General features: G+C 65.8%; 22 protein-coding genes. 9 read left to right on the top strand and 13 right to left on the bottom strand.

Annotation, left to right across the window (positions count from 1 at the left end):
- The first annotated feature begins 76 nt into the window (after positions 1-76).
- The 6 genes from FOC84_RS12355 to FOC84_RS12330 all read left to right on the top strand — a co-directional run bounded on the left by FOC84_RS12355 (position 77) and on the right by FOC84_RS12330 (position 3,407).
- Positions 77-394, top strand: coding sequence for a DUF3817 domain-containing protein (locus FOC84_RS12355; RefSeq protein ID WP_173144670.1), 318 nt, complete (start codon positions 77-79; stop codon positions 392-394).
- Between the two features lie 3 nt (positions 395-397).
- Entirely contained in the window at positions 398-826 is a 429-nt protein-coding gene (locus FOC84_RS12350; RefSeq protein ID WP_173144669.1) for a CopD family protein, read from the top strand.
- 201 nt (positions 827-1,027) lie between these two features.
- Positions 1,028-1,690 (top strand): hypothetical protein, encoded by a 663-nt coding sequence (locus FOC84_RS12345; RefSeq protein WP_173144668.1) that lies wholly within the window; start codon positions 1,028-1,030, stop codon positions 1,688-1,690.
- A gap of 21 nt (positions 1,691-1,711) precedes the next feature.
- A complete protein-coding gene (locus FOC84_RS12340) occupies positions 1,712-2,194 on the top strand; it encodes a hypothetical protein (protein WP_254241965.1) in 483 nt (160 codons plus the stop codon).
- Positions 2,195-2,275: 81 nt separating this feature from the next.
- Entirely contained in the window at positions 2,276-2,671 is a 396-nt protein-coding gene (locus tag FOC84_RS12335) for a YkvA family protein (protein ID WP_173150105.1), read from the top strand.
- Positions 2,672-2,918: 247 nt separating this feature from the next.
- The gene (locus FOC84_RS12330) at positions 2,919-3,407 is read left to right on the top strand and encodes a DUF2846 domain-containing protein (protein ID WP_254241964.1); all 489 of its coding nucleotides are present in this window, start codon (positions 2,919-2,921) and stop codon (positions 3,405-3,407) included.
- A gap of 472 nt (positions 3,408-3,879) precedes the next feature.
- Here the strand turns inward: FOC84_RS12330 and FOC84_RS12325 are convergent, their stop codons facing one another.
- Positions 3,880-4,455, bottom strand: coding sequence for an isochorismatase family cysteine hydrolase (locus FOC84_RS12325; protein WP_173144666.1), 576 nt, complete (start codon positions 4,453-4,455; stop codon positions 3,880-3,882).
- A gap of 178 nt (positions 4,456-4,633) precedes the next feature.
- A complete protein-coding gene (locus FOC84_RS12320; RefSeq protein WP_173144665.1) occupies positions 4,634-5,758 on the bottom strand; it encodes an agmatine deiminase family protein in 1,125 nt (374 codons plus the stop codon).
- Positions 5,759-5,906: 148 nt separating this feature from the next.
- On the opposite strand from FOC84_RS12320, the gene FOC84_RS12315 reads away from it, so the two are divergent.
- On the top strand, positions 5,907-6,785 hold the full coding sequence (locus FOC84_RS12315; RefSeq protein WP_173144664.1) for a LysR substrate-binding domain-containing protein: 879 nt from the start codon (positions 5,907-5,909) through the stop codon (positions 6,783-6,785).
- A 94-nt stretch (positions 6,786-6,879) separates the two neighbouring features.
- Complete coding sequence (locus tag FOC84_RS12310) at positions 6,880-7,632, top strand: SDR family NAD(P)-dependent oxidoreductase (RefSeq protein WP_173144663.1); 753 nt, start codon at positions 6,880-6,882, stop codon at positions 7,630-7,632.
- Between the two features lie 71 nt (positions 7,633-7,703).
- On the opposite strand, the gene FOC84_RS12305 is transcribed toward FOC84_RS12310, so the two are convergent.
- The 5 genes from FOC84_RS12305 to FOC84_RS12285 form a co-directional block, all read right to left on the bottom strand.
- Positions 7,704-8,597 (bottom strand): hypothetical protein, encoded by an 894-nt coding sequence (locus FOC84_RS12305; RefSeq protein WP_173144662.1) that lies wholly within the window; start codon positions 8,595-8,597, stop codon positions 7,704-7,706.
- A gap of 294 nt (positions 8,598-8,891) precedes the next feature.
- Positions 8,892-11,318 (bottom strand): TonB-dependent siderophore receptor, encoded by a 2,427-nt coding sequence (locus FOC84_RS12300; protein WP_173144661.1) that lies wholly within the window; start codon positions 11,316-11,318, stop codon positions 8,892-8,894.
- Between the two features lie 100 nt (positions 11,319-11,418).
- Positions 11,419-12,417, bottom strand: a complete 999-nt coding sequence (locus FOC84_RS12295; protein ID WP_173144660.1) for a FecR family protein — start codon at positions 12,415-12,417, stop codon at positions 11,419-11,421.
- Positions 12,414-12,959, bottom strand: a complete 546-nt coding sequence (locus tag FOC84_RS12290; RefSeq protein WP_173144659.1) for an RNA polymerase sigma factor — start codon at positions 12,957-12,959, stop codon at positions 12,414-12,416. The genes FOC84_RS12295 and FOC84_RS12290 overlap by 4 nt, the downstream gene beginning before the upstream one ends.
- Before the next feature lie 129 nt (positions 12,960-13,088).
- Entirely contained in the window at positions 13,089-14,309 is a 1,221-nt protein-coding gene (locus FOC84_RS12285; protein ID WP_173144658.1) for an MFS transporter, read from the bottom strand.
- A 160-nt stretch (positions 14,310-14,469) separates the two neighbouring features.
- Between FOC84_RS12285 and FOC84_RS12280 the strand changes: the two genes are divergently transcribed.
- A complete protein-coding gene (locus tag FOC84_RS12280) occupies positions 14,470-15,408 on the top strand; it encodes a LysR family transcriptional regulator (protein WP_173144657.1) in 939 nt (312 codons plus the stop codon).
- A 3-nt stretch (positions 15,409-15,411) separates the two neighbouring features.
- On the opposite strand, the gene FOC84_RS12275 is transcribed toward FOC84_RS12280, so the two are convergent.
- From FOC84_RS12275 to FOC84_RS12250, 6 genes are all read right to left on the bottom strand, one after another.
- Positions 15,412-16,428, bottom strand: a complete 1,017-nt coding sequence (locus FOC84_RS12275; RefSeq protein ID WP_173144656.1) for a Bug family tripartite tricarboxylate transporter substrate binding protein — start codon at positions 16,426-16,428, stop codon at positions 15,412-15,414.
- A gap of 41 nt (positions 16,429-16,469) precedes the next feature.
- On the bottom strand, positions 16,470-17,702 hold the full coding sequence (locus FOC84_RS12270; RefSeq protein ID WP_173144655.1) for a CaiB/BaiF CoA transferase family protein: 1,233 nt from the start codon (positions 17,700-17,702) through the stop codon (positions 16,470-16,472).
- A 29-nt stretch (positions 17,703-17,731) separates the two neighbouring features.
- On the bottom strand, positions 17,732-18,310 hold the full coding sequence (locus tag FOC84_RS12265; RefSeq protein ID WP_173144654.1) for a UGSC family (seleno)protein: 579 nt from the start codon (positions 18,308-18,310) through the stop codon (positions 17,732-17,734).
- A 37-nt stretch (positions 18,311-18,347) separates the two neighbouring features.
- Positions 18,348-19,457, bottom strand: coding sequence for a hypothetical protein (locus tag FOC84_RS12260; RefSeq protein WP_173144653.1), 1,110 nt, complete (start codon positions 19,455-19,457; stop codon positions 18,348-18,350).
- Between the two features lie 135 nt (positions 19,458-19,592).
- On the bottom strand, positions 19,593-20,012 hold the full coding sequence (locus FOC84_RS12255; RefSeq protein WP_173144652.1) for a VOC family protein: 420 nt from the start codon (positions 20,010-20,012) through the stop codon (positions 19,593-19,595).
- Between the two features lie 84 nt (positions 20,013-20,096).
- The gene (locus tag FOC84_RS12250; protein ID WP_173144651.1) at positions 20,097-22,121 is read right to left on the bottom strand and encodes an acetyl/propionyl/methylcrotonyl-CoA carboxylase subunit alpha; all 2,025 of its coding nucleotides are present in this window, start codon (positions 22,119-22,121) and stop codon (positions 20,097-20,099) included.
- Positions 22,122-22,169 lie beyond the last annotated feature (48 nt).

The raw sequence follows: 22,169 nt of genomic DNA, 5'->3' as shown, positions 1-22,169 counted from the left end.
GGCATTTTGGCCAATGGCAAGCGATTGCGCCAGCCCGGACAATGCCGGTTCCCTTTGCGTTGCGGTGGCCATGCCCATGAAAGATTCCGGCGGTTCGACACACTCCCTGTTCAAGTGGGCGGCGGTCCTGGAGGGGACGACGCTGCTGGCGCTGGTCTGCGTCGCGGTGCCGCTGAAGCATCTGGCCGGGGTGCCGGCGCCGGTGTCGTGGATCGGGCCGGTGCATGGCGTGGCGTTCATGGTTTACATCGCGCTGGCGTGCAATGTTGCGTCGGCGCAGGACTGGCCGCGCAAGCGGCTGCTGCTGACCTTGCTGGCGACGCTGGTGCCGTTCGGCGGCTATGTGATCGCGCGCACGCTGGACCGCGCCGCGGCACCCGCCAGCAGGGTGTGAGCGATGGGGTATCTGCTGATCAAGTCCCTGCACATCGCGCTGATGCTGTTCTGGGTCTCGGGGATGATGGTGCAGGGGTTCGTGCTGGCGGCAGCCGCAAAGCTGCCCGGGCCCGCGTTGCCGCAGGAGCTGGCGCGATTGCGCTTGCTGCGCAGGTGGGAGCGCACGCTGACCACGCCGGCGATGGTGGGAGCGTTGGCGACGGGCGTGTATCTGGCGGCCAGCGCGGGGTGGTTTGGCAGCGGCTGGTTGTCGGTGAAGCTGGCGTTGGTGCTGGGGCTGGCCGCGGCGCATGGCATGCAGGCGGGGCGGCTGCGGCGCACGGTTGAGGCTGCGGGTGGCGGTGTGGGAACGGCGCGTGTAAACCTGTTGCCGCTGGTGGCGATTGCGCTCGTGCTCATCATTGTGCTGGTGGTGTTGAAGCCGTTCTGAGGCGCGGGCGCTGGTCGGCACAGCAGCAACGGCGCCAGACTACGGTTCTGCCCGGAAAGTCGTAGTCCATACGCGCCGAGGACCTCACTTCTGGATCACTCCTGATGGACTAATCCTCGCCCAGACCGCACGGGATCGGTATTAAATGTGCGGCAGGCTTCACAGTCTCGTTAAGGTGGTTGAATAAAGCGAGGTGTACCCATGCCGCACTTTCGATTCATCCCGCAAGCCTTGGCCGCCATTGGGGCCTTGTTCATGGCGCTGGGCGCCACCGCTCAAGCACAAAGCACTGGCCAGAACGCCCCGGTTCCAATGCCGCTTGCGCCAGCGAAATACTGTGAATGTAGCTTCTCATCCGGGCAATACGAGGCCTATAGCGTCAACGGGACCTGCACCGTCCAGCGGTATGCCGCCGGACGCAAGTGCGAATACGGCTTCTCGGGTATCGGGGCCAACCGAACGGTTCTCACTTCAATACTTGGGCCGGACGCGTACCAAGGACAACTTCAATCAGCGGCGCAGATCTTCCCCCGCTATCTGGCGTTTGCGCAATCGGGAGACACGTCTGCCTTGAGTGAGAGCAGTTTCATTGCGAGCGCCCTGCCGGTCCTGGCGCGAGGCAGCCTGTTTCGACAGGCCGTCGTCATCGCGGAGTTGCCCGTCAAACAGATCGATAACGAGATCGTTGTTTTTTCCAGGAAATATAGCAACGTCATAGCGGAAGTATTCCAAGGCAAGAGGCCGCCTTTCTCGGTGAAGTGGACGGATGACTTTCAGTTCGAGATCGGGCGGGGCTATGTGCTGATGGACTACAAGCAGGCGACGCAATTGCTGGTGCTGTTCTTTTCCGATACGAAACGGTGATCGGCTATGGATTTGACATGCATGCGAGAACTGCCCGGACTGGATTGGGTCATGCTTTGCCTGGCTGTCGTAGTGGCCCTGATCTTGTTCGTGCTTGGGCTGTACCTGTTGCTTCGACCCAGGCCCTCCCCTACGCCAACCACCAAGCCCGAGGTGGAAGCGTTCATCGACAAATATGGTTTGAAAGGGCCTGTCGGTGTGTTCCTGATACTCATCGCCATCGCGCTGGTTGGAGGGCTTTATTGGCATTTGAACGGCAGGTTCGCCGCCAATGCGGAAGAATTCTCCGGGGCACCTCGCACACTGGGTTCGATCGCCGAAGGGCTGCGCCAGAAATCCGGTGCCGATATCCTGCTAAAGGGGGGAGCCGAGACGGTGGTGATCTCTCAGCCGGTCAGCGGTGCATGCTGGTCCGCGTTGGTAGACCAGCTGTGCGCGGTGTATCGGGATACGTTGACGTGCAGCCGGGATGGCAATCGGATTGTCATTGACCGCAAGCCCTGAAGCAGCGCACCAAAAGAGCGGAAAAGGTGTGGCAGACTAGGGCCATTCATGGCTATTCGGCACGAGATCCTGTACCCCCGCATGACCCTCAGCGATCGCCTGAAACTCTGGGCCAAGCGCATCAAGTGCGACGGCCTGACGCTATGGTTTGCCGGCAAGCACGCCCGCACGCCCTGGTACGCCAAGGCGTTGGGCCTGTTCGTGGTGGCCTACGCGCTCAGCCCCATCGACCTGATCCCCGACTTCATTCCCGTGCTGGGTTACGTCGACGACGTGCTGCTGTTGCCCGGCCTGATCTGGCTGGCCATCAAGCTGTTGCCGTCCGACGTGCTGCAAGAGTGCAGAGGCCAGGCGGACGCCTGGATGCAGTCGCAGACGGAGAAGCCGCGCAGCCTGGCGGGCGCGGTAATGATCGTGGCGCTGTGGCTGGGGATAAGTATTGCGGCGTGGTTTTGGCTTGCGCCGTATTTCCGGTAGCGGCCTGACCCAGATCGCTGAAGTGCGAGTTGCCCTTGTCGTGTGACATCAGGAAGGCTGCACCTTCGGTTTTGTTCATGGGTGATCAAGAAGGCGCATCCCGGAATGCACACGATTAATCCGGATTATCAGTGCTGACCATTTTGAGGGGTAGCTTCTTTCGTATTCATATGACATTATCAGAAGCTCTTAGATACATTTATCCGTTCACCCTGCGGAGGGCAGGAAGCGGCACATAACTAAGCTGATGAAGATGAATCACATGAATAAAAAGATGTTGAAGTTGGCGGCCGCTGCCGCTTGCGTCATGGCAATAGCGGGTTGCGCCAATGTTCCGATGGCGCCAGCCGAGCAAAATAAGCAGGTCAAATCGTTCCCGGCGCCGGACGAAGGAAAGTCAGGCCTGTATGTCTACCGCGACAGCTTTGTGGGCAAGGCGTTGAAGAAGGACGTGTACGTCAACGGCAAGTGCCTGGGCGAAACAGCGGACCGCGTGTTTTTCTATACTCAGGTCGCCGGCAACGAGCAGCACAAAGTCTCCACCGAGTCGGAGTTTTCGCCGAACGATCTGGTGGTGATGATGGAGGCGGGCAAGAACTACTTCGTGCGCCAATTCATCAAGCTCGGCGTATTCGTAGGCGGTGCTGGCGTAGAGCAGGTTACGGAAGAGGAAGGTCAGCGCGTGATCTCCAAACCCGAAGTCAACCTGGCCGCCGAAGGCCGTTGCACGGGCTGATCGCAGTCCGCTCCCGCCGCTGTTCTTGCCTACCTGCAATGGGAATGACGATACGTCTTGGTCTGCTGTTGGCGGTCGTGTTGTTTGCAACGACGGCCCATTCGGCGAACTATCCCTGCTCCGGAAAGAAGGGCGGCGTGGAGCGTTGCGTCGGAGAACAATTTCTGTGCCGCGACGGTTCGATCAGCGCATCGAAACGCGTGTGCTCAAGTCCGGATTCCAGCGCATCGCCCCTCATTTCCAAGCCATCCGCTGCAGGCTCCAATGGCGCATGCAGCTGCCGTGATGGCCAATACTGCACAGGGCCGCGTGGCGGAACGTTCTGCTACACCGATAGCGGGAAGAAGTCCTATCTCAGGAAATGAACGCCGCGCGGTGCGTAAGGCTCTGCGGGAATCGTTCGGAGACACATCATCGGCAGCGTGGCAGAACCCTTCGGGATCATGAAGGCAGACATTCTTCCAGCCGTCCGCTAAGCCAGCAAGGACAAGGCTTCATCCAGCGACAGCACGGTGGTGCGCGATGCAAAGGCGGTGGCGAACAGGTGTTCATGCACGATCGGGTCCGGGTCGTAGCAGCAGTCCTTGACCGTCAGCAAGCGATAGTCGGCGTCGCTGGCCTGCGCAATCGATGACAGCATCACGCCGGTCGATGCGACGCCGGCCATGATCAGTGTATCTATGCCTTGCGCGGAAAGCCGCACTTGCAGATCGGTGCCAAAGAACACGCTGGCGCGGTGGGCGATGACGATGGGCTCGTCTTCGCGCCTGCCGAGTTCCGGGGAGATGCGGTCGTGGACGAAGCGGCCCAGCTGCTTGATGCCCTGGCCGTTCTTGTTCAAGGGGCTGACTTCCGGGTAGCCGGGGCTGAAGTGGATCTTGGCGAAGTAGACGCCGACGCCTGCGCGCCGCGCGGCGTCGCATAGTTGCCGGGTATTGTTGAGCAAGCCGGGGGCGACCGACGGGAACAGTTCCATGATGTCGGTCTGGTAGTGCATGACCAGCAAGGCAGTACGCGCCGGGGTGATGGCCGGGGTCTGGGTGTGCATGCTCCGCTCCGCAAGAGGTTTGTCACGTGCACCTTGCGGGGTTCCGGCCTGCCGGCTCGGTGTCATGCGTGGCGACGTGATGGGGTGCGACAGGAAGGACGCACGACTCTACCATGGAGGCCATGGCGCAATGTGGTCCGAATAGCGTCCCGCGCAACCCCTTGCGACACCCCCGGAACTACGCCGCCGGCAACTGGTTCGTCACGCAGTGAATCCCGCCGCCACCTGACGCGATGGCGTCGATATCCAGCTGCACGACCTTGCGGCCCGGATACAAACGCGCCAGCAGATCGCGCGCCTTCGCGTCCGCTTCCGTATCGCCGAATTCCGGCGCGATGACGGCGCCGTTGATGACGAAGTAGTTGATATAGCCCGCCGCGAAGTCGGGGTTGTCGCGCAGGAACTTGCTGCGCCTGGGCTTGAGCGGCGGGCTCATGGTGTGGATTTCCAGCGGCTTGCCGTCGGCGTCCGTCGCGCGGCGCAGGATTTCCAGGTGCTTGCGGGTCAGCGCGTAGTCGTAGGACTCGGGATCCATGTCGAGGTTGGCGACGACGACGCCGGGGCGGGCGAAGCGGGCGTAGAAGTCGACGTGGGCGTCGGTGATGTCTTTACCCTTGATGCCGGGCAGCCAGATGATCTTGCGCAGGCCCAGGCAGCGCTTCAGTTCCTCTTCGACTTCCGCCTTGCTCCAGCCGGGGTTGCGGTTGGAATTGATCCAGCTGCTTTCGGTCATGATGCCGGTGCCGCGGCCGTCGACTTCAATGCCGCCGCCTTCGCCGACCAGTTCGCTTTGCAGGTATTCGGTGTCAGTGACCTCGGTGGTTTCCGCGGCGATCTTGGCGTCGGCGGCGTGGCGCTGCTTGTTGCCCCAGCCGTTGAAGTTGAAGTCCACGCCGGTGACCGAGCCTCGCCCATCGAGCACGAAGTTGGCGCCGATGTCGCGCATCCAGATGTCGTCCAGGCGGGTTTCGACGAAGCTGACGTTGTCCGCGCCGCAATGGCGTTCGGCCAGGCTGCGTTCGCGGCTGCGGCAGAACACGGTGACGGGCTGGTGCGCGGCGATGGCGCGGGCGATGCGGCCGAGCGCGGCCTGGACGTCGGCGGTGAAGTCTTCCCAGATGGCGTCCTGGGCGCCGAAGGCGATGAAGGCGCGGGCCTGGGGGGCGCCTTCGTCGGGCATGTGCCAGCCGCGGGCGGACGCGGCTTGCGCGCCGGATGCGAGGACGCCGAGGCCCAGCGCGGCAGCGGCGCGGGCGCCGAAGAGCAGGGAAGCTTGTTGGATGAGTTGGCGGCGGGTGGGCACGTCGGGCTCCTGGAATTCTGGTAGATCGATAAAAAATGGTTATGTTTGAGTCAAAGGTGCGCACCTCTTGAATTGCAGTGTATTTCCCACCTAACCGTGCGGACTAGCGATATATTTAGTGGAATTATGATTAGCAGGGCTTATCGATATGCTTAAGCAATGGCCTCCCCTGAACGTGCTGCGCGGCTTCGAGGCAGCCGCCCGGCTGGGCAGTTTCCACAAGGCGGCCGACGAGCTGCACCTGACGCAGTCGGCGATCAGCCAGCAGGTACGCAGCCTGGAGGACTATCTGGGCCAGCCGCTGTTCTTCCGCCAGGGGCGCGCGGTGTCGCTGACCGATGCGGGCTGGGATCTGCTGGGCACGACGCAGGCCATGCTGCAGCAGTTGGCGGCCGGCATCCGCAGGCTGGACCAGTACCGCAAGCCGAACCAGTTGATCGTGAACACGAGCCCGGCGTTTTCGCGGCACTGGCTGCTGCCCAGGCTGGAGGCTTTCCGCGCCCAGCATCCGGAGGCGGATCTGTGGCTGTACACCAGCGATGCCGCGCCGGACATGGCCAAGCAGACCATAGACATCGCGTTGCGCGACGACCTGGGCCCGCAGGCCGATTGCGCGTTCCGTGTGCTGGTCGAGGACCGCATGTACCCGGCCTGCCACCCTCGCCTGCTGGCGGCGGGCATGCGCGCCACGCTGCATGGCGAGCGCGAGATGGATTGGAGCCATTGGGAAACGCAGGGCGGCGCCGACGTGGGCCAGCGCGGCCAGGGCATGAATTTTTCCGACCCGGGACAGTTGCTGGACGCGGCGCGCGAAGGCCTGGGCATGGCGCTGGTCAGCAGCCTGCTGGCCGAGCGTTCGCGCGGCGACGGCTCGTTGGCGGTGTTGACGGAGCAGACCGTGCGCGGTCCGAAGTGGGCCTGGCTGGTGCATCGGGACAGCCAGGACGATCCTTTGACGCGCGCGTTCTGCGAGTGGGTGTCCGCAGAACTGGGAGCGTCGCGAGAGGACGGCGGCGCGGCGGCTTAGGCGCCGCCTCGCCGTGAGGTTGCGGTTTTTAGGGGGGTGTTAAGTTGTAGCCTCCCCGCCGCATCCGGCGTACTCCAGCGCAAGAGATTCTTCGATGTCCAATCTTCAGTGTTCGCGCCCCGTCGCGCTCGTCACGGGTTCGACCTCCGGCATAGGCGAGGCCATCGCACGCCGCCTGTCGCGGGACGGTTATGCGGTGATCGTGCATTCACGCCGTTCGGCTGAAGCCGGGCATGCCTTGGCGCGCGAGTTGGGCGAGGCGGTCTATGTGCAGGCGGATCTGGCGAACGATGCCGACCGGGTCCGGCTGGTCCGGGAAGCCGTCGCGGCATGGGGGCGGCTGGATGTGCTGGTCAATAACGCTGGAGTCAGCCGCGTCATTCCCCATGCGGATCTGGCCGCCGCCACGCCGGACATCTGGCATGCGTTGCATGAGGTCAACGTGGTTGCACCGTTTCGCCTGGTGGCCGAGGCGCAGGCCGCGTTGCAAGCGGCGGCGGCGCAAGGCCGGGCTGCTTGCGTGGTCAACGTGAGTTCGCACGCGGGCATCCGGCCCAAAGGCGCTTCCATTCCCTATGCGGCGACCAAGGCGGCGCTCAATCATGTGACGCGTTTGCTCGCGCTTTCGCTGGCGCCGCATATCCGGGTGAATGCGGTTGCGCCGGGCCTGGTGGATACGCCGATGACGGCCGATTGGACGCAGGCCCAAGCGTTGTGGCGCGACAAGGCGCCGATGCGCCGGGCGGCCAGTCCCGAGGATATTGCCCAGGCGGTCTCAATGCTGGTTGCGTCGGACTATCTGACCGGCGAGATCCTGCTATCCGATGGCGGATTGAACCTCACGTAGCAGCAGGGACAAGGTGGCCGGGTCAGGGCGTCGCAGCCACCCGGCCCATCCCGCAGACGCCGACGCAGGCTCTACTTCTGCACATACTTCTTGCTGCCCACATCGTAGGCATAGACCACCGCATCGCCCGCGCTCAGCTGTCGGGTCTTGTCCGGTCCGGAGATTTCAGTGCCGCTGCGCTTGACGGTCACGCGCGGCATGTCGCTGCCGCCGTGCGCGGAGAAGACCAGTTCGCCCGAGCTGGCCACGCAGGGCATGACGTCGCCTTCGGCGCAGGCCGCGCTGTTGTCTTCGCCGGTATTGACGCTGCCCACATAGGTCCAGCCCGCGCCTTCGTCGGGCGGCCCGGGATTGAAGACCAGCAGCGCGTAGCCGCTGAAGCTGATGCCGTTGTCGAAGCCTTCGGTGGGCACGGCCAGCAGCAGCTTGCCGGCGGGCGTGCGGTACTCCACCGGCTTGCGGCGGGTGTCCACGTCTTCCGGTTTTTCGTAGGCGCCGAACTCGCCGATGGTGTGCTCCATGCCGCGGAACTTCCAGGGGCGTTCGGGCGTGGCGCCGGTCAGGGTGAAGGTGGCTTCGGCCAGGTTGACCTGGGTGCCGGGGCCGACCTCGTCCTCGCCGGGCTTGCCGTAGCGTTCGCGCGTGTCCCAGACGAAGCCGGTGTAGTAGCGCGTGCCGCCCAGTTCGAAGGCGTGGCCGAACCAGAAGGTGGCGATGCTGCCGTTGGCGACTTCGTAGGAATCGGCACCCTTGCCGTCGATCTGGTAGATGGAATACATCACCGTGGGCGCATCCGGCGGCGCGATGGCGGCGGCCTGGGCGGTGGGTGGCAGCGCCGCGGCGCCGGCGGATTCGGCGGCGGTTGCGGCGGGGCTGAACAGCGCGGCCAGGGTGGACGCCAGCAGGCCGGCCATGGTGGTGCGGAGCAAACGGCTACGGGGGCGGGTTTTCTGAATGGTTTTCATGTGTCGGACATATTCTTGTCGGCCTTCGGCGAGAAAGCCATGTGATCGCCTGTCTCGGTCTGTGCGGCGCCATCCTAATCGTCCGTCGCAATCCGCGTCCGACAACAATTTGCCAATTGTGTCGGACTGCAATGCCTGGAGCGCCCGTGGGTAGTCTGCCACGGAATCGCCGTTCGCTCATGGATCGTAGGATGGGTGTGGCGCGAGAAAGACGTGACGGACAGAACTGTCCTGCAACGCGCTCAACCCATCGCCCGTTGCGGCACGGGGATGGGTTGAGCGCGGCGGTTTCCCTCAGTACGTCGCCCTGACGTTCAACATCACGCTGCGCGGCTCGCCGTAGTAGTTCGAGCCGTAGGCCGCCCACACGCGCTGATAGTAGACCTTGTCGAACAGGTTGTTCACCGTCAACGTGCCTTCCAGGTGCTTGTTGAAGCGGTAGCCGGCTTGCGCGGAGACGGTGGTGTACGGGCGCTGCTCGAACTTCACCGGGCCGTTCAGGCGGTACATGCTGCTGACGCTGCGCACGCCCGCGCCCAGCGACAGGCCTTCCAGCGTGCCGGTGGCGAAGGTGTACTTGGTCCACAGATTGAAGGTGTGGCGCGGCGTGATGAAGGCGTACTGCTGCGACTTCTGTTCTTCCGTGCCCTTCAAGGTCTTGGTGGTGGTGTAGGCGTAGCCGGCGGTGATGTCCCAGCCCGGCGCGGGGCTGCCGCTGATTTCGGCTTCGAAGCCCTGGCTGCGCATCTTGCCCGCGGCCATGGAGAACAGCGGATTGTCGGGGTCCGTCATGGCGCGGTTCTCGTCTTCCATGCGGAACAGCGCGGCGTGGCCGTTCAGGCGCTTGTCCAGGAATTCGCCCTTCAGGCCGATCTCGAACTGCTTGCCGGTGCGCGGGTCCAGCAGCTGGCCGTTGACGTCGGTGACGGTCTGCGGCGTGAAGATGCTGGTGTAGCTGGCGTAAGCCGACAGTTGTTCGTTCAGGTCCACCACCAGGCCCAGGTAGGGCGTGAACTTGCCGTTGATCTTGTCGCTGGTGTTGGTGAACTGGTTGAAGTAGGCGTTGCGGTTCTGCGTGCGGTTTTCCCACCAGGTGAAGCGGCCGCCGGCAATGATGGTGGCCGCGTCGGTCACGCGCAGATTGGTGCGCGCATACAGGCCGTACTGGTCGGTCTTGCTGTCGTTGCCGTTGGTGAACTGGTAGTCCGGCTTGGGGATGTTGTTGTTGGGGTGGTAGAGATTGGTGTCGGCGTTGTCGCCGCCGCCGTAGCGGAAGTTCTTGTGGACGTTGCGGTAGTCGGCGCCTACGGTCAGCTCGTGCTGGCGGCCGAAGGCTTCGAAAGGCGTGGCCACGAAAGCGTCCAGGCCATAGGTCTTCCAGTTGCTGCGGTACTTCCAGCTGACGAGGCAGGTGTCGCCGGTGATCGGGTCCACCGCGCAGTCGGACCAGCCGAATTCGCGGCTGGGCTCGTCCTGTTCACGGTAGATGCCGCTGACCTTGATGCGCCCGCCATTGGCCAGGCGGTGGTCCACGTCGGCGAAGTACTCGGTGACTTCCTCGGTGATGTGGTTCCAGCTGGGGTCCAGGTTGGTGGAGCGGCGCACGTCCAGCAAGCGGCCGTCGGTGTAGCCGGGCAGGCCGAAGAAGGGGCGGCCCTTGTATTGCTGGTACGTGGCGCCGGCGGTCAGGACGGTGTCGGGCGTCAGGTCGAAGCTCAGGGTGCCGTAGAACAGCGGCTTCTCGGTGTAGACGCCGTCGACGAAGGATTTGCGGTCGTCATAGGACGCCACCAGGCGGCCGCGCAGGCGACCGTCGCTGTCCAAGGGGCCGGTGATGTCGGCCTCGGTGTAATAGCGGTCCCAGGAGCCCGTCATGACCTGGCCGCTGAAGGCGAATTCCTTCTGCGCGCGCTTGCGCACCAGGTTCACGGTACCGCCGGGATCGCCCGCGCCCTGGTACAGGCCCGAAGGTCCGCGCAGCACTTCGATGTGGTCATAGATGGCCAGTCCGAAGCCCGAGGACAGGTCGTTGCCGGTGCTGGCCGGCGTGTTCACGCCGTCGACCTGGATCGTGTCCAGCGCGTAGCCGCGCGAGTAGAAGTTGCCATGGTTGCCGCCGATGCTGCCCGCTTCCACCGTGATGCCGGTGACCGTGCGCATGGCGTCGTCCAGCGTGGTCAGGTTCTGGTCGTCCAGCAGCTGGCGCGTCACCACCGAGACCGATTGCGGGATCTCGCGCAGGCTTTGCGCGTTCTTGCCGATGGTGACGGCGGGGGCGGTGTAGGACCCCGTGCCCTCGGTGACGGTGAGGTCCCGGCCGGTGACCGTCACGGGCGCCAGGGTGGTGGTATCGGTGGAGGATGCGTCGGCCGGCCGCCGCACCACGAAGCCCGAGCCGCTGGGCACGGCGACCAAGCCGCTGCGCGCCAGCAGGCGGTTCAGCGCGACCTGCGGCGTCATGGCGCCGGATACGGCGGGGGCGCTCAGGCCGGCGACCGTATCGGGGCTGAACAGCACCTGCAGCTGCGCCTGCCGGCCCAGCGCCACCAGCGCGTCGGCCAGGTTGCCGGCGGGCAGGTTGAAGGTCTGCGCGGCGGCGCCCTGCGCGTGGGCCGCGGACGGCGCCAGCGCCTGGACCGCCAGCACGGCGGTCATGGACAGCGCGCACAGCAGCGCGTAACGGCCGGCGCTCAGCCGACGATGAAAATGGCGTTGCGCCATGGACTTTCCCCAGTCTGGAAGTGGATCTTCAACTGGGGAAGACGCGCCAGCCGCCAAAACCCGAACCTGTCTAATTAAAAATAATTCTTAATTCTTCTCTTCAGCGGCTGCCGATCACCGCGGCGCCATCCGGTCGCCGGCTTACCGTTACCGGCAACAGGCCGGGCAGCATGTCCAGCACCGCGTCGGGCTGGCGCAGATCCAGCGTGCCAGACAGGCGCAATCCCCGTGCGCGCTCGTCGGCAAAGCGCAGCGGCGTGTCGCGGTACAGGGCAAGGTAGCCGGCCAGTTGCTGCAACGTGGTGTCGTGCATCACCGCCACGCCGCCCTGCCAGGCGCCGATCTCGCTGGCGGGCACCTGCTGGCGGCGCAACAGGCGCGCGTCGGCGCGCGACAGCAGCACCGTGTCGCCGGCCTGAAGCGTCTGCGCGGCGGGGGCGTTGGCGCCCTTCGCGTTCAGCCTGACTTCACCGCTGCGCACGCCGACCTGCAGCACGTCGGGCAGCAGCAGCACATTGAACTCGGTGCCGATGTCGCGCAGTTCCGCGTCGCCTGCGGCCACGATCAGCGGCCGGCGGTCGGGTGCGGCATCGATGTAGACCTCGCCGGCGTCGACGCGGATGTGGCGTTCGGCCAGCGTGTAGCGCACGCTCACGCGCGTGCCCACGTTGGCATGCAGGCGGGTGCCGTCGGGCAGGTCCAGGTTGCGGGTCTGGGTGGACGCGTTGGCGACGGATTCGTAGCGGATGGGCACGTACTGGTAGGCGGCGGCCGCGACCAGCAGCATCGCGGCCAGCGCACCGCCCCAACGCAGGAAGGCCGGGCGGCGGACGGGTACCGGTCGTGCGCAGGGCCAGACCGGATTCGGGCTCGACGCCTGTTTCTGCGTGTGCGTGGGTGCGGCGTCCTGGCGCGGCAGCGCCGCCATGTCCTCCCACACCAGCTCCAGCCGTTCGTACTCCCGCTGGTGCTCAGGCGATGCGAGCAGCCAGGATTGGAAGGACTGTTCGGCGCTGGCGTCGGACGCGCGTTCCCGGCGGCGCATGAACCATGCGCTCGCGGCCTCTTCGACAGCGGACAAAGGTAGGGATCGGGTCATGGCGTTTCGCCGTGGACACGGCGCTTGCAGTGCGCCAGCGCCAATTGCAGGTGCTTCTCGACCGCCCGCACGCTGATGCCCATGTGGTCGGCGATGTCCTCGCAACGCAGCTCATCATACCGATAAAGCAGGAAGGCCTCGCGCTGGCGCGGCGGCATCTCGTCGATGGCGGCTTGTAGCAACCGCAGGCGCTGGCTGGCGTCGGCGCGCGCTTCGGGTTGCAGGCCGGCGGGGGCTGCCAGGCCCATGGCCGTGGGTTCGAAACCCTGGTCGTCCAGGCTGGCCACCACGTGCTCGTCGCGCACGTTTTCGCGGCGCCAGTGGTCGCGCAGCAGGTTGCGGGCGATCTCGTACAGATAGGCGCGCGGCTTCTCCGGCGGCGCGGCGCCGTCATGCGCCGCCAGCCACTTGGCGAAGGTCTCCTGCGCCAGGTCCTGGGCGGCCTCGGGCGAACGCTTGAGCTGGCGGTTCAGGAAACCGACCAGCTCCACGTTCCACGCCTTGTACGCCTCGGCGATGACGCCGAAGAACCGCTCCCCCATGATGCCCCTGTCGATGTCCGGCGCTGGGTTCTGTGACCTGGGCGCGTAGGCATGGCTTGATCAAATGATAATGATTCTTATTGTATCAACTTTATCAAACGCTGGCAGGGGGGACCCATGCAGTGCTGTTCAGGGCGCGTGCAAGCTCCTGAGCTTCCTCAACTCCGGAAACCACCGCATCCACAACCCCGCCACGGCGATGGTGCCGACCCCGCCGATCACCACCGCCGGTACCGCGCCGAAGGCCGCGGCCATGACGCCGGATTCGAATTCCCCCAGCTGGTTGGAGGCGCCGATGAATAGCGTGTTCACCGCGCTGACGCGGCCCAGCATATGGTCGGGCGTGTTCAGCTGCACCAGCGACGAACGCACCACCACGCTGACCGCGTCCGCCGCGCCCAGCACCACCAGCGCGCCGATGGACAGCGGAATCGAGGTCGACAGGCCGAAAACCGTGGTGGCCAGCCCGAACAGGATCAGCGCGCCGAACAGCAGCCGGCCCACGTGTTCGCCCAGGCTCAGGCGGGCCAGGGTCAATGACATCAGCGCGGCGCCGCAGGCGGGGGCGGCGCGCAGCGCACCTAAAGCCCAGGGGCCGGCGTCCAGGATGTCCTTGGCGAATATGGGCAGTAGCGCCGTGGCGCCGCCCAGCAGCACGGCGAACAGGTCCAGCGACAAGGTGCCCAGCAGCAGGCGGCGCTGGAAGATGAAGGTGATGCCGGCAAACAGCGTGCGCCAGGTGGTCGGTTCCTTGCGCGGCGGAGCGCGTTCGATGACGAGCGTGGCGATGGACGCGAAGGCCGACAGGTACAGGGCCGCCGCCACGCAGTAGATCCACCCTGCCCCCAACCCGTAGCCCACGCCGCCCAGCGCCGGGCCGGCGATCTGCGCGATCTGGCCGCCGGAGGACGCCAGCGCGGTCGCGCGCGGCAGCCATTCGCGCGGCACTACGGCCGGGATCAGCGTGGCCAGGGTCGGCGCCTCAAAGGCGCGGGCCGAACTCATGATGATGATGGTGGCGTAGATCAGCGTTTTGCCGCCCACGCCATGCAGGGCCGCGATCGCCAGCACCAGCGTGGCCAGTGCTTCCAGAGCCATGCAGATGGCCACGATCTTGCGGCGGTCGTAGCGGTCGGCCACGTGGCCCACCACCAGGGTCAGCGCCGCCATGGGCAGGAACTGCGCCAGGCCGATCAGCCCCAGGTCCAGGGCGCTGCCGCTCAGTGCATAGATCTGCCAGCCCACTGCGACCGAGACGATCTGGAAGGCCAGCGATGCGCCGATGCGCGCAAACAGGTAATGCAGGAAGGCGGGACGTTGAAGCGGACTGGGGGAGTCGGGGGCGGGCATGGAGGATGGCGCGATGGGCGCGTGACGGGCGCCGGATCCCGCATTCTAGGGACAAGTCGCTGACGGGAAACTAAGAGCCTGCCATTCATGCATGGGATGGCCGCATGAATCCTATACTTCTGTTTCCAGCATAAATCGTCCGCAGCAGGGATATCCATCCATGGCCACGCTTCCCGATCTCAGCTCGCGCGAATTGCAGGCGATCAGCACGGTTGCCGAGTGCGGCAGTTTCGTCGCCGCCGCGTTGACACTGAACATCTCGCAGCCGGCGCTTACGCGCACGGTGCAGCGCGTGGAGAAGGCGCTGGGCGTCGAGCTGTTCCATCGTTCCACCCGCCGCGTCGAAACCACGCCGGCGGGCCAGGAGTTCGTGTCGCTGGCGAACCGCATGCTGTCCGACCTGCGCATTTCCTACGAGAACATGCGCGAGATCTCGGACGAGCAGCGCGGCCGCAGCATCGTGTCGGCAGTGATGTCGGTGGCCTACACGCAGCTGCCCGGCATCGTCGCCCGCTACCGCGAATCGCGGCCCCGCATCGAATTGCAGATCCGCGAGGGCGTGCACGGCACGGTGCTGGACGATGTGCGCAGCGGCGTGGCCGACATGGGCATCACCTACATCGACGGCGCACCAGATGAGTTCTCGGTGGTGGCCTTGGGCCGCGAGGCCTTTCATGTGGTGATGCCGCGCCGGCATCCGCTGTCCGCGCACGCCGGCGTCACGCTTGAGCAATTGGCGCCGTATGCGCAGGTATCGCTGCCCAGGGAATCGCAGACGCGCCGGCTGATCGACAGCCACGCTTCGGTCGCCGGCGTATCGCTGCGGCACGCGGTTACCGTCAGCCAGTTCGCCACCGTGATGCAATGCGTCTGGGCTGGCGTGGGCATCGCCATCGTGCCGGGCGGAGCCGTGCCGGCCGCACTGGGCGCCGACCTGGTGACGCGGCCGCTGACCAAGCCCGCGCTGAGCCAGGCCATCGGCGTGGTGTTTCTGAAGGAGCGCGGCCTTACTCCCAGCGCCAGCGGTTTTCTGGCGCAGCTGCGCAGCGACTGGGTACAGGCCGCCGCGCCCGCAACCCGCCGCCGCGGCGGCCGCTAGCCTTCATTGCAGCCGGATGCCGGCCAGCCGGACGATGTCGGCATAGCGCTTGGCCTCGCTGCGGCAGAATGCGTCGAAGTGCTCGGGCGTATCGCCCACCGGCATGGCCTGCGCGTCGATCAGGCGCGCGCGCACGTCGGGTTGCTTGAGCACGTTGCTGACGTTCCGGTACAAGCTCGCGATGAGATCGGACGGCGTGTGCGCCGGCGCCCACATGCCGTACCAGGAGGTCAGGTTGACGTTCGGATAGCCCAGTTCGGCAAAGGTGGGTACGTCCGGCAAGGCGGCCACGCGCTGGTCCGCGGTGACCGCCAGCGCACGCAGCCGGCCGCCCTTCACCAGGCTGATGGATGACGGCATCGAATCCAGCATGTAGGTGACCTGTCCGCCCATCACGTCGGTCAGCGCCGGCGCGCTGCCCTTGTACGGGATGTGCGTGACATCCAGCTTTGCGGCCGTCTTGAACACTTCGCCGGCCAGGTGGCCGGGCGCGCCGCTGCTGGACGATGCAAAGTTGTGCCGGCCCGGTTCGCTGCGCACCAGCGCCACCAGATCCGCCACGGAACGCACCGGAGAATTGCTGCTCACCACCAGTTGGATCGGCGTGGAGGCCAGGTTGGTGATGCCCCGGAAGTCCTTGAGCGGGTCAAACGGCATGTTGGGATAAAGCGCGGGATTGACCAGTTGGCCCGAGACATTGACCAGCAGCACATAGCCGTCGGGCGCGGCCTTGGCCACGGCATCGGCGCCTATCATGCCGCTGGCACCTGGTCGGTTTTCGACCACCACCGATTGCCCCAGCTTCTCGGCCAGCGTGGCTGCGACGATGCGGCCAACGATGTCGGTCGGACCGCCGGGCGGATAGGGAATGACGAGGCGCAACGGCTTCGACGGGTAGGCGGTCGCGGCCAGCGATCCGGCGCCGCCAGCGAAGCTTGCCAGGGCGGCGCCCGCCGCGCCGATCAGCAGCCGACGCCTGGCTGGCCTGGGCTGTTCCCCTGTTTGAGTAGATGGCTCCATGGTTTGTCTCCCTTGTCTCTTTCTTGTGTGAAAGGCACAGCTCAGGATCCGCCCGCGATCGCACCATTGCGCCGCAGTTCGGCAAGCGCCTGGGGCGCCAGTCCCAGCATTTCGCGCAGGACTGGTTCCGTATGGGCGCCCAGTACCGGAGGCGCGCTGCGATACTCCACGGGCGTCGCCGATAAATGCAGGGGATTGCCGACCAGTTCCGCACCGCCCGCCTGCGCGCCCGGCATCGGCACGCGCATGCCGCGTTGCAGGACCTGAGGGTCGGCAAAGACTTCGGCCAGGCCATTGATGGGGCCGCAAGGCACCGCCAACGATTCCAGCGTGCGCAGCCAGTGCGCGCTGGGATGCAGCGCCATCTGCGCCTGGATCTGGGGGATCAGCGCCTCGCGCGACGCCAGACGCGCGGTATTGGTGGCGTGGCGCGGATCATCCGCCAGGTCGGGGCGGCCGATGGCGCCGCAGAAGCGGCGGAATTGCGCGTCGTTGCCGATGGTGACGATGACGTGGCCATCGAGGGTGGCGAAGTCCTGGTAGGGCACGATGTTGGGATGGGCATTGCCCAGGCGCGCGGGTTCGCGGCCGCTGGCCAGGAAGTTCATGGCCTGGTTGGCCAATGCAGCTACCTGCACGTCCAGCAGGGCCACGTCGACATGCTGGCCTTCGCCACTGCGGTCGCGATGCGCCAGCGCGGCCTGGATGCCTGCGGTGGCGTACAGGCCCGTGAGGATGTCCGTCAAGGCGACGCCGACCTTCATCGGCCCCGCGCCGGGTTCACCGTCGCTTCTGCCGGTGATGCTCATCAGGCCGCCCATGCCTTGGACCAGGAAGTCGTAGCCTGGGCGGTTGGCGTAGGGGCCGTCCTGCCCGAAGCCGGTGATGGAGCAGTACACCAGGCCGGGGTGGCGGCGTTTGAGCGTGTCGTAGTCCAGTCCGTAGGCCCGCAGACCGCCCACCTTGAAGTTCTCGATCAGCACATCGCATTGCGCCGCCAGCGCGGCCACCAGCCCTTGGCCGTCGGGCGTGGCGATATCGACGGCGACGGATTTCTTGTTGCGGTTGGCGCCCGCGAAGTAGGCCGATTGCGCCACGTCGCCCCATTGCGGATCGTCGATCCACGGCGGGCCCCAGCCACGGGTGTCGTCGCCCAGGCCGGGGCGTTCGATTTTGATCACCTCCGCGCCCAGGTCGGCCAGCAACTGACTGGCCCAGGGGCCAGCCAGCACGCGCGAAAGGTCCAGCACCCGCAAGTGCGATAGTGCCCCCATCGTTCTGTCTCCCGGTCGGTGCGGCGCCGCTATTGCAAGGCCACGCGGATCTGCATCGGCGCCTTCGTGCCCTGCCAGACCTGCTGCGCCTGCTCCTTGATCTGGACGACGCGCTGCGCCACTTCCTCGGCCGTGATGGAGCTGACCGGATGCGTGATCACGACGGGTTCCAATGTCTTCATGCCTATGGCCTGACGCGTCAGCTCGGTCTCGCGCGCGAATTCCGTCGTGATGATGACCGCGCTGGGTATGCCCAGCCGCTCCAGCGCGATGGAGTCGCGCACGCAGGCGGAGCAGCAGGAGCCGCAATCGCCAATGGCGGTCAGGACCACGTCGTTCTCGGCCGCGATGCGTTCGATCAGTTCGGGCGCCGCATCCTTGGAGAAACTGTGCTTGACGTAGTAGTTCACCTCGGCGAATTCGATGTCTTCGCCCAATGCCGCCACCGCGCCGCGCAGCAGCTTGTTGGCGTTCCATTTCGAATTGTCGAGGATGCCCAGCCGCAATCCGGCCAGGCCTTTCTTGCGCGCCGATACCGGCGCGTCTTCGAAGCGCAAGGCGCCGCGCGGGTCGTACACCGCGACTTTTTCTCCGTCGTTCATCTGCATTTCCGATCTCCTGGTTGTGTCGTGTCGGGCCGTCGCGTCAGATGGCGCACGCGCCGCTGGTGCAATCGCCGCCGGCGCTTGCGCCATCGATCGCGCGCAGCACCGGCGTGCTCATGCTGCCCCAGCCCGGTATCAGCACGGAAAAGCGGCCGGCCTCGCCGCCCATCACGAACAGATGGATGTGGTCCGGGCTGTGCACGATGGGTATGCGGGTGTCGTCGTTGCGCTTGTAGTACTTGGGCAGGTTGCGGTTGTAGACCTTGCCGTAGCGGTGGCCGTAAGCCAGATCGATGAAGCGGTTGCCGTGGTTTACGTACAGGTAGTTGCGCACGTCGGCGCGCGACCAGCCGTGCTTGCCGATGGTCTGGGCGTGCTCCAGGCCCAGCACCACTGCGATATGGCCGCCCAGCACCGCGCTGTTGGACGCGATGGTGCTCATGGCCGAGCACATCGTGTCGAGAATGCCTTCGGGGTCGTTGGAGATGTGGTTGGTGACGCTGTGCGGGGCTTCAGCCGCCATCGCGAACACGGTGGAGTCCTCGGCCTTGTAGCCGTGTTCCACGTGATAGGGTGCCAGCGGACTTTGCAGTTCGTTTTCGCAGACGCAGTAGGTGTATTTGCCCGGGTGCCCCAGCGTGCTCTTGTCCAGGTCTCCAGGCCAGCCGCCGCCCACGTTCAGCATGATGAGGCGCAACGCGCGGCCGATGGTGGCGTTGGCGCGGTTGCCGGAACCGAACGCGTTGACGCCGCCGTTCATGCCGATCTCGCGCGCTATCGGCCCGTTGACGACCAGCAGGGGCGCGGCCACGTGCGTGGTGGCCTGCACGCCGTTCAGATTGAACGCCTGGTCGGTGACGGCTTTTACCGCCGCCAGCACCACCGGCGCGTACTCGGGTTTGCAGCCGGCCATCACCATATTGATGGCCAGCACTTCGCGCGTCAGCTCGCCCCAGCGCGGCGCCACCCGCGCTTCGACGAAGCTGGCATCACCGCCCAGCCGGGCCACGATCTCGTCGATCTTGTCCTGAGTCGGCGGGACCACCGGCAGGCCGTCAGTGAAGCCGCGCTCGTAGTAGTACTCCACCAGGTCCACGCCGGCCGGCACCATGTTTGCCGGCGACGCCTTCGCTTGCAGAACCGCACTCATCAGAATCTCCTCGTGGCTGTCGTATGACATTGCGAGGAGCATAGGAGTCCTTGCTTATTTATAACAAGGACAATCTATTTACTTAAATGATTGCGGAAAACGCATAAATCGCGCGAAGCTCGGACGCGCCTGCCGCTATGCCTTGGGCCAGTAAGTCCCGAAGCTCCACAAATTGCCTTCCGGATCGCGGCAGGCGAATTCGCGGCTGCCGTAGGCCGTGTCGTACGGCGGGGTTTCGATGGTGGCGCCGCTGGCCTGGACCTGCGCGTGCAGGGCGTCCGGATCGTCCACCGCCAGATACAGCGCGTCGGTGCGGCGTCCTCGCAGGTTGCCCACCAGCTTGCCATGGGCGTCGTCGCGGTCCGGGCCCAGCATCAAAAGGGAACTGCCGTAGGCCAGTTCCGCATGCTGCACGGCGTCGCCGTCGCGGTAGACGGCGTGCTCGGTGAACCCCAGCACGCCGGTAAGCCAGCGCAGCATCGCGTCCGCATCGCGGCAGCGCAGGGTTGGAAACAGGCGGGGCGCTGCGGATTCGGATGGCATAGCACTCATCATGGGTACTCCTGTGAAAATGCAGGAGCGCCCATGATGAACCCGCGGGCGGCGGGACGGGTGACGATTTTGTTACTGCGCGCCTGGCTACTCGCCGATGGCGACCAGCTCGGCCCCTTCCGTTACCTGATCGCCCACGCCGTAGAACACTTCCGAGACCTTGCCGTCGGCGGGCGCGGAAATGGTGTGCTCCATCTTCATGGCTTCCATCACCAGCAGCGGCTGGCCTTTTTCCACGGTGTCGCCGGCCTTGACCGAGATCGAGATGATCTTGCCGGGCATGGGAGCCGTGAGGCCGCCGCCGTGTTCGCCCTGCGTGTCCTGCGAATGCGCCAGCGGATCGTACAGGTCCAGCACGTGCACGCCAGCTTCGCCGAAGACGTGTGCCTTATCGGCGTGCAGCACGACAGTGCCGGCGCTTTCATGGCCGTCCAGTGTGATGCGCAGGCCGTAGGCGAGATTGGGGTTGGCGCTGGCGTGGGCGCGCCACAGGAAGGCTTGCGGGCCTGCACCGCTGTCCAGGGTCCAGGCGCCGCCCTGGCGGGCGACGGTGACGCGGCGTGTTTCGCCGTTGTCCACCCATTGCAGATGACGTTGATAGCGGTTGCCCAGGCGCCAGCCGTCGCGCGCGTCCCAGGGGTCGGCGGCGTGCTTGCCGCTGGTGACGCCTGGCTGTGCCAGGCCTTGGCGCACCAACACGGCGGCGCAGGCCAGCGCCAGCGTGGCGGGGGCTGCGGCCTGGGGCTCGGGCAGCAGCGTGGCGCGCTGGCGTTCGATCAGGCCGGTGTCCAGGTCCGCCGCGGCGAAGGCGCTGTCCTGCATCAGGCGGGACAGGAAGGCCACGTTGGTCTGCACGCCGACGGCCTGGGTCTGGGCCAGCGCTTGCAACATGCGGGCGCGGGCCTGGTCGCGGTCGGCGCCGTGCACGATCAGCTTGGCGATCATGGGGTCGTAGAACGGCGTGATGGTGTCGCCCATGCGCACCCCGCCGTCGACCCGGATGTCGCCGTTGGCGAACGCCGTGTGCGCCGGCAGGCCCAGGTAGGCCAGGGTGCCGATGGACGGCAGGAAGCCCTTCTCGGGGTTCTCGGCGTAGATGCGGGCCTCGATGGCGTGGCCCTGGATGCGCAGGTCTTCCTGGCGCGCGGGCAGCGGCTGGCCGGCGGCCACGCGCAGCTGCCATTCGACCAGGTCGTGGCCCGTGATCATTTCGGTGACCGGGTGTTCGACCTGCAGGCGCGTGTTCATTTCCATGAAGTAGAAGCGGCCATCGGGCTCGGAAATGAATTCCACCGTGCCCGCGCCCACGTAGCCCACGGCGCGCGCGGCGGCCACGGCGGCTTCGCCCATGGCGCGGCGGCGTTCTTCGGTCATGCCGGGCGCGGGGGCTTCCTCGATCACCTTCTGGTGGCGGCGCTGCACCGAGCAGTCGCGCTCGAACAGGTAGACGCAATTGCCGTGCTTGTCCGCGAACACCTGGATTTCGATGTGGCGCGGCTTTTGCAGATAGCGTTCGATCAGCACACGGTCGTCGCCGAAGCTGGAGGCGGCTTCGCGTTGGCAGGAGGCCAGCGCATCGAGGAATGCGCCCGAGGATTCGACCACGCGCATGCCCTTGCCGCCGCCGCCGGCGCTGGCCTTGATCAGCACGGGGTAGCCCATGGCGTCGGCCTGGGTCTTGAGGAATTGCGGATCCTGGTTGTCGCCGTGATAGCCCGGCACCAGCGGCACGCCGGCTTTTTCCATCAGTGTCTTGGCGGCGGACTTGCTGCCCATGGCCGCGATGGCGGAGGCCGGCGGGCCGACGAAGGCGATGCCGGCCTTTTCGGCAGCTTCGGCGAAGGCTTCATTTTCCGACAGGAAACCGTAGCCGGGATGGATGGCGCCCGCGCCGGTGTCGCGTGCGGCTTGCAGGATGGCGTCGGCGCGCAGGTAGCTGGCGCGCGGCTCGGAGCCGCCGATGTACACGGCCTGGTCGCAGGCGGCGACGTGGCGGGCGTTGGCGTCGGCGTCGGAATACACCGCAACGGTGCGGATGCCCATGCGGCGGGCGGTGGCGGCCACGCGGCAGGCGATTTCACCGCGGTTGGCAATCAGCAAAGTGTCGAACATGGATGTCATCCAGGCTGAAATTATTCTTGGGCTGCAATGGGGCGGCTG

This window comes from Achromobacter pestifer, from assembly GCF_013267355.1.
Taxonomy (GTDB): Bacteria; Pseudomonadota; Gammaproteobacteria; order Burkholderiales; family Burkholderiaceae_B; genus Achromobacter; species Achromobacter pestifer_A.
Note: the sequence above shows the minus strand (reverse complement) of the source record. Positions and strands in the feature narration are given on the sequence as shown.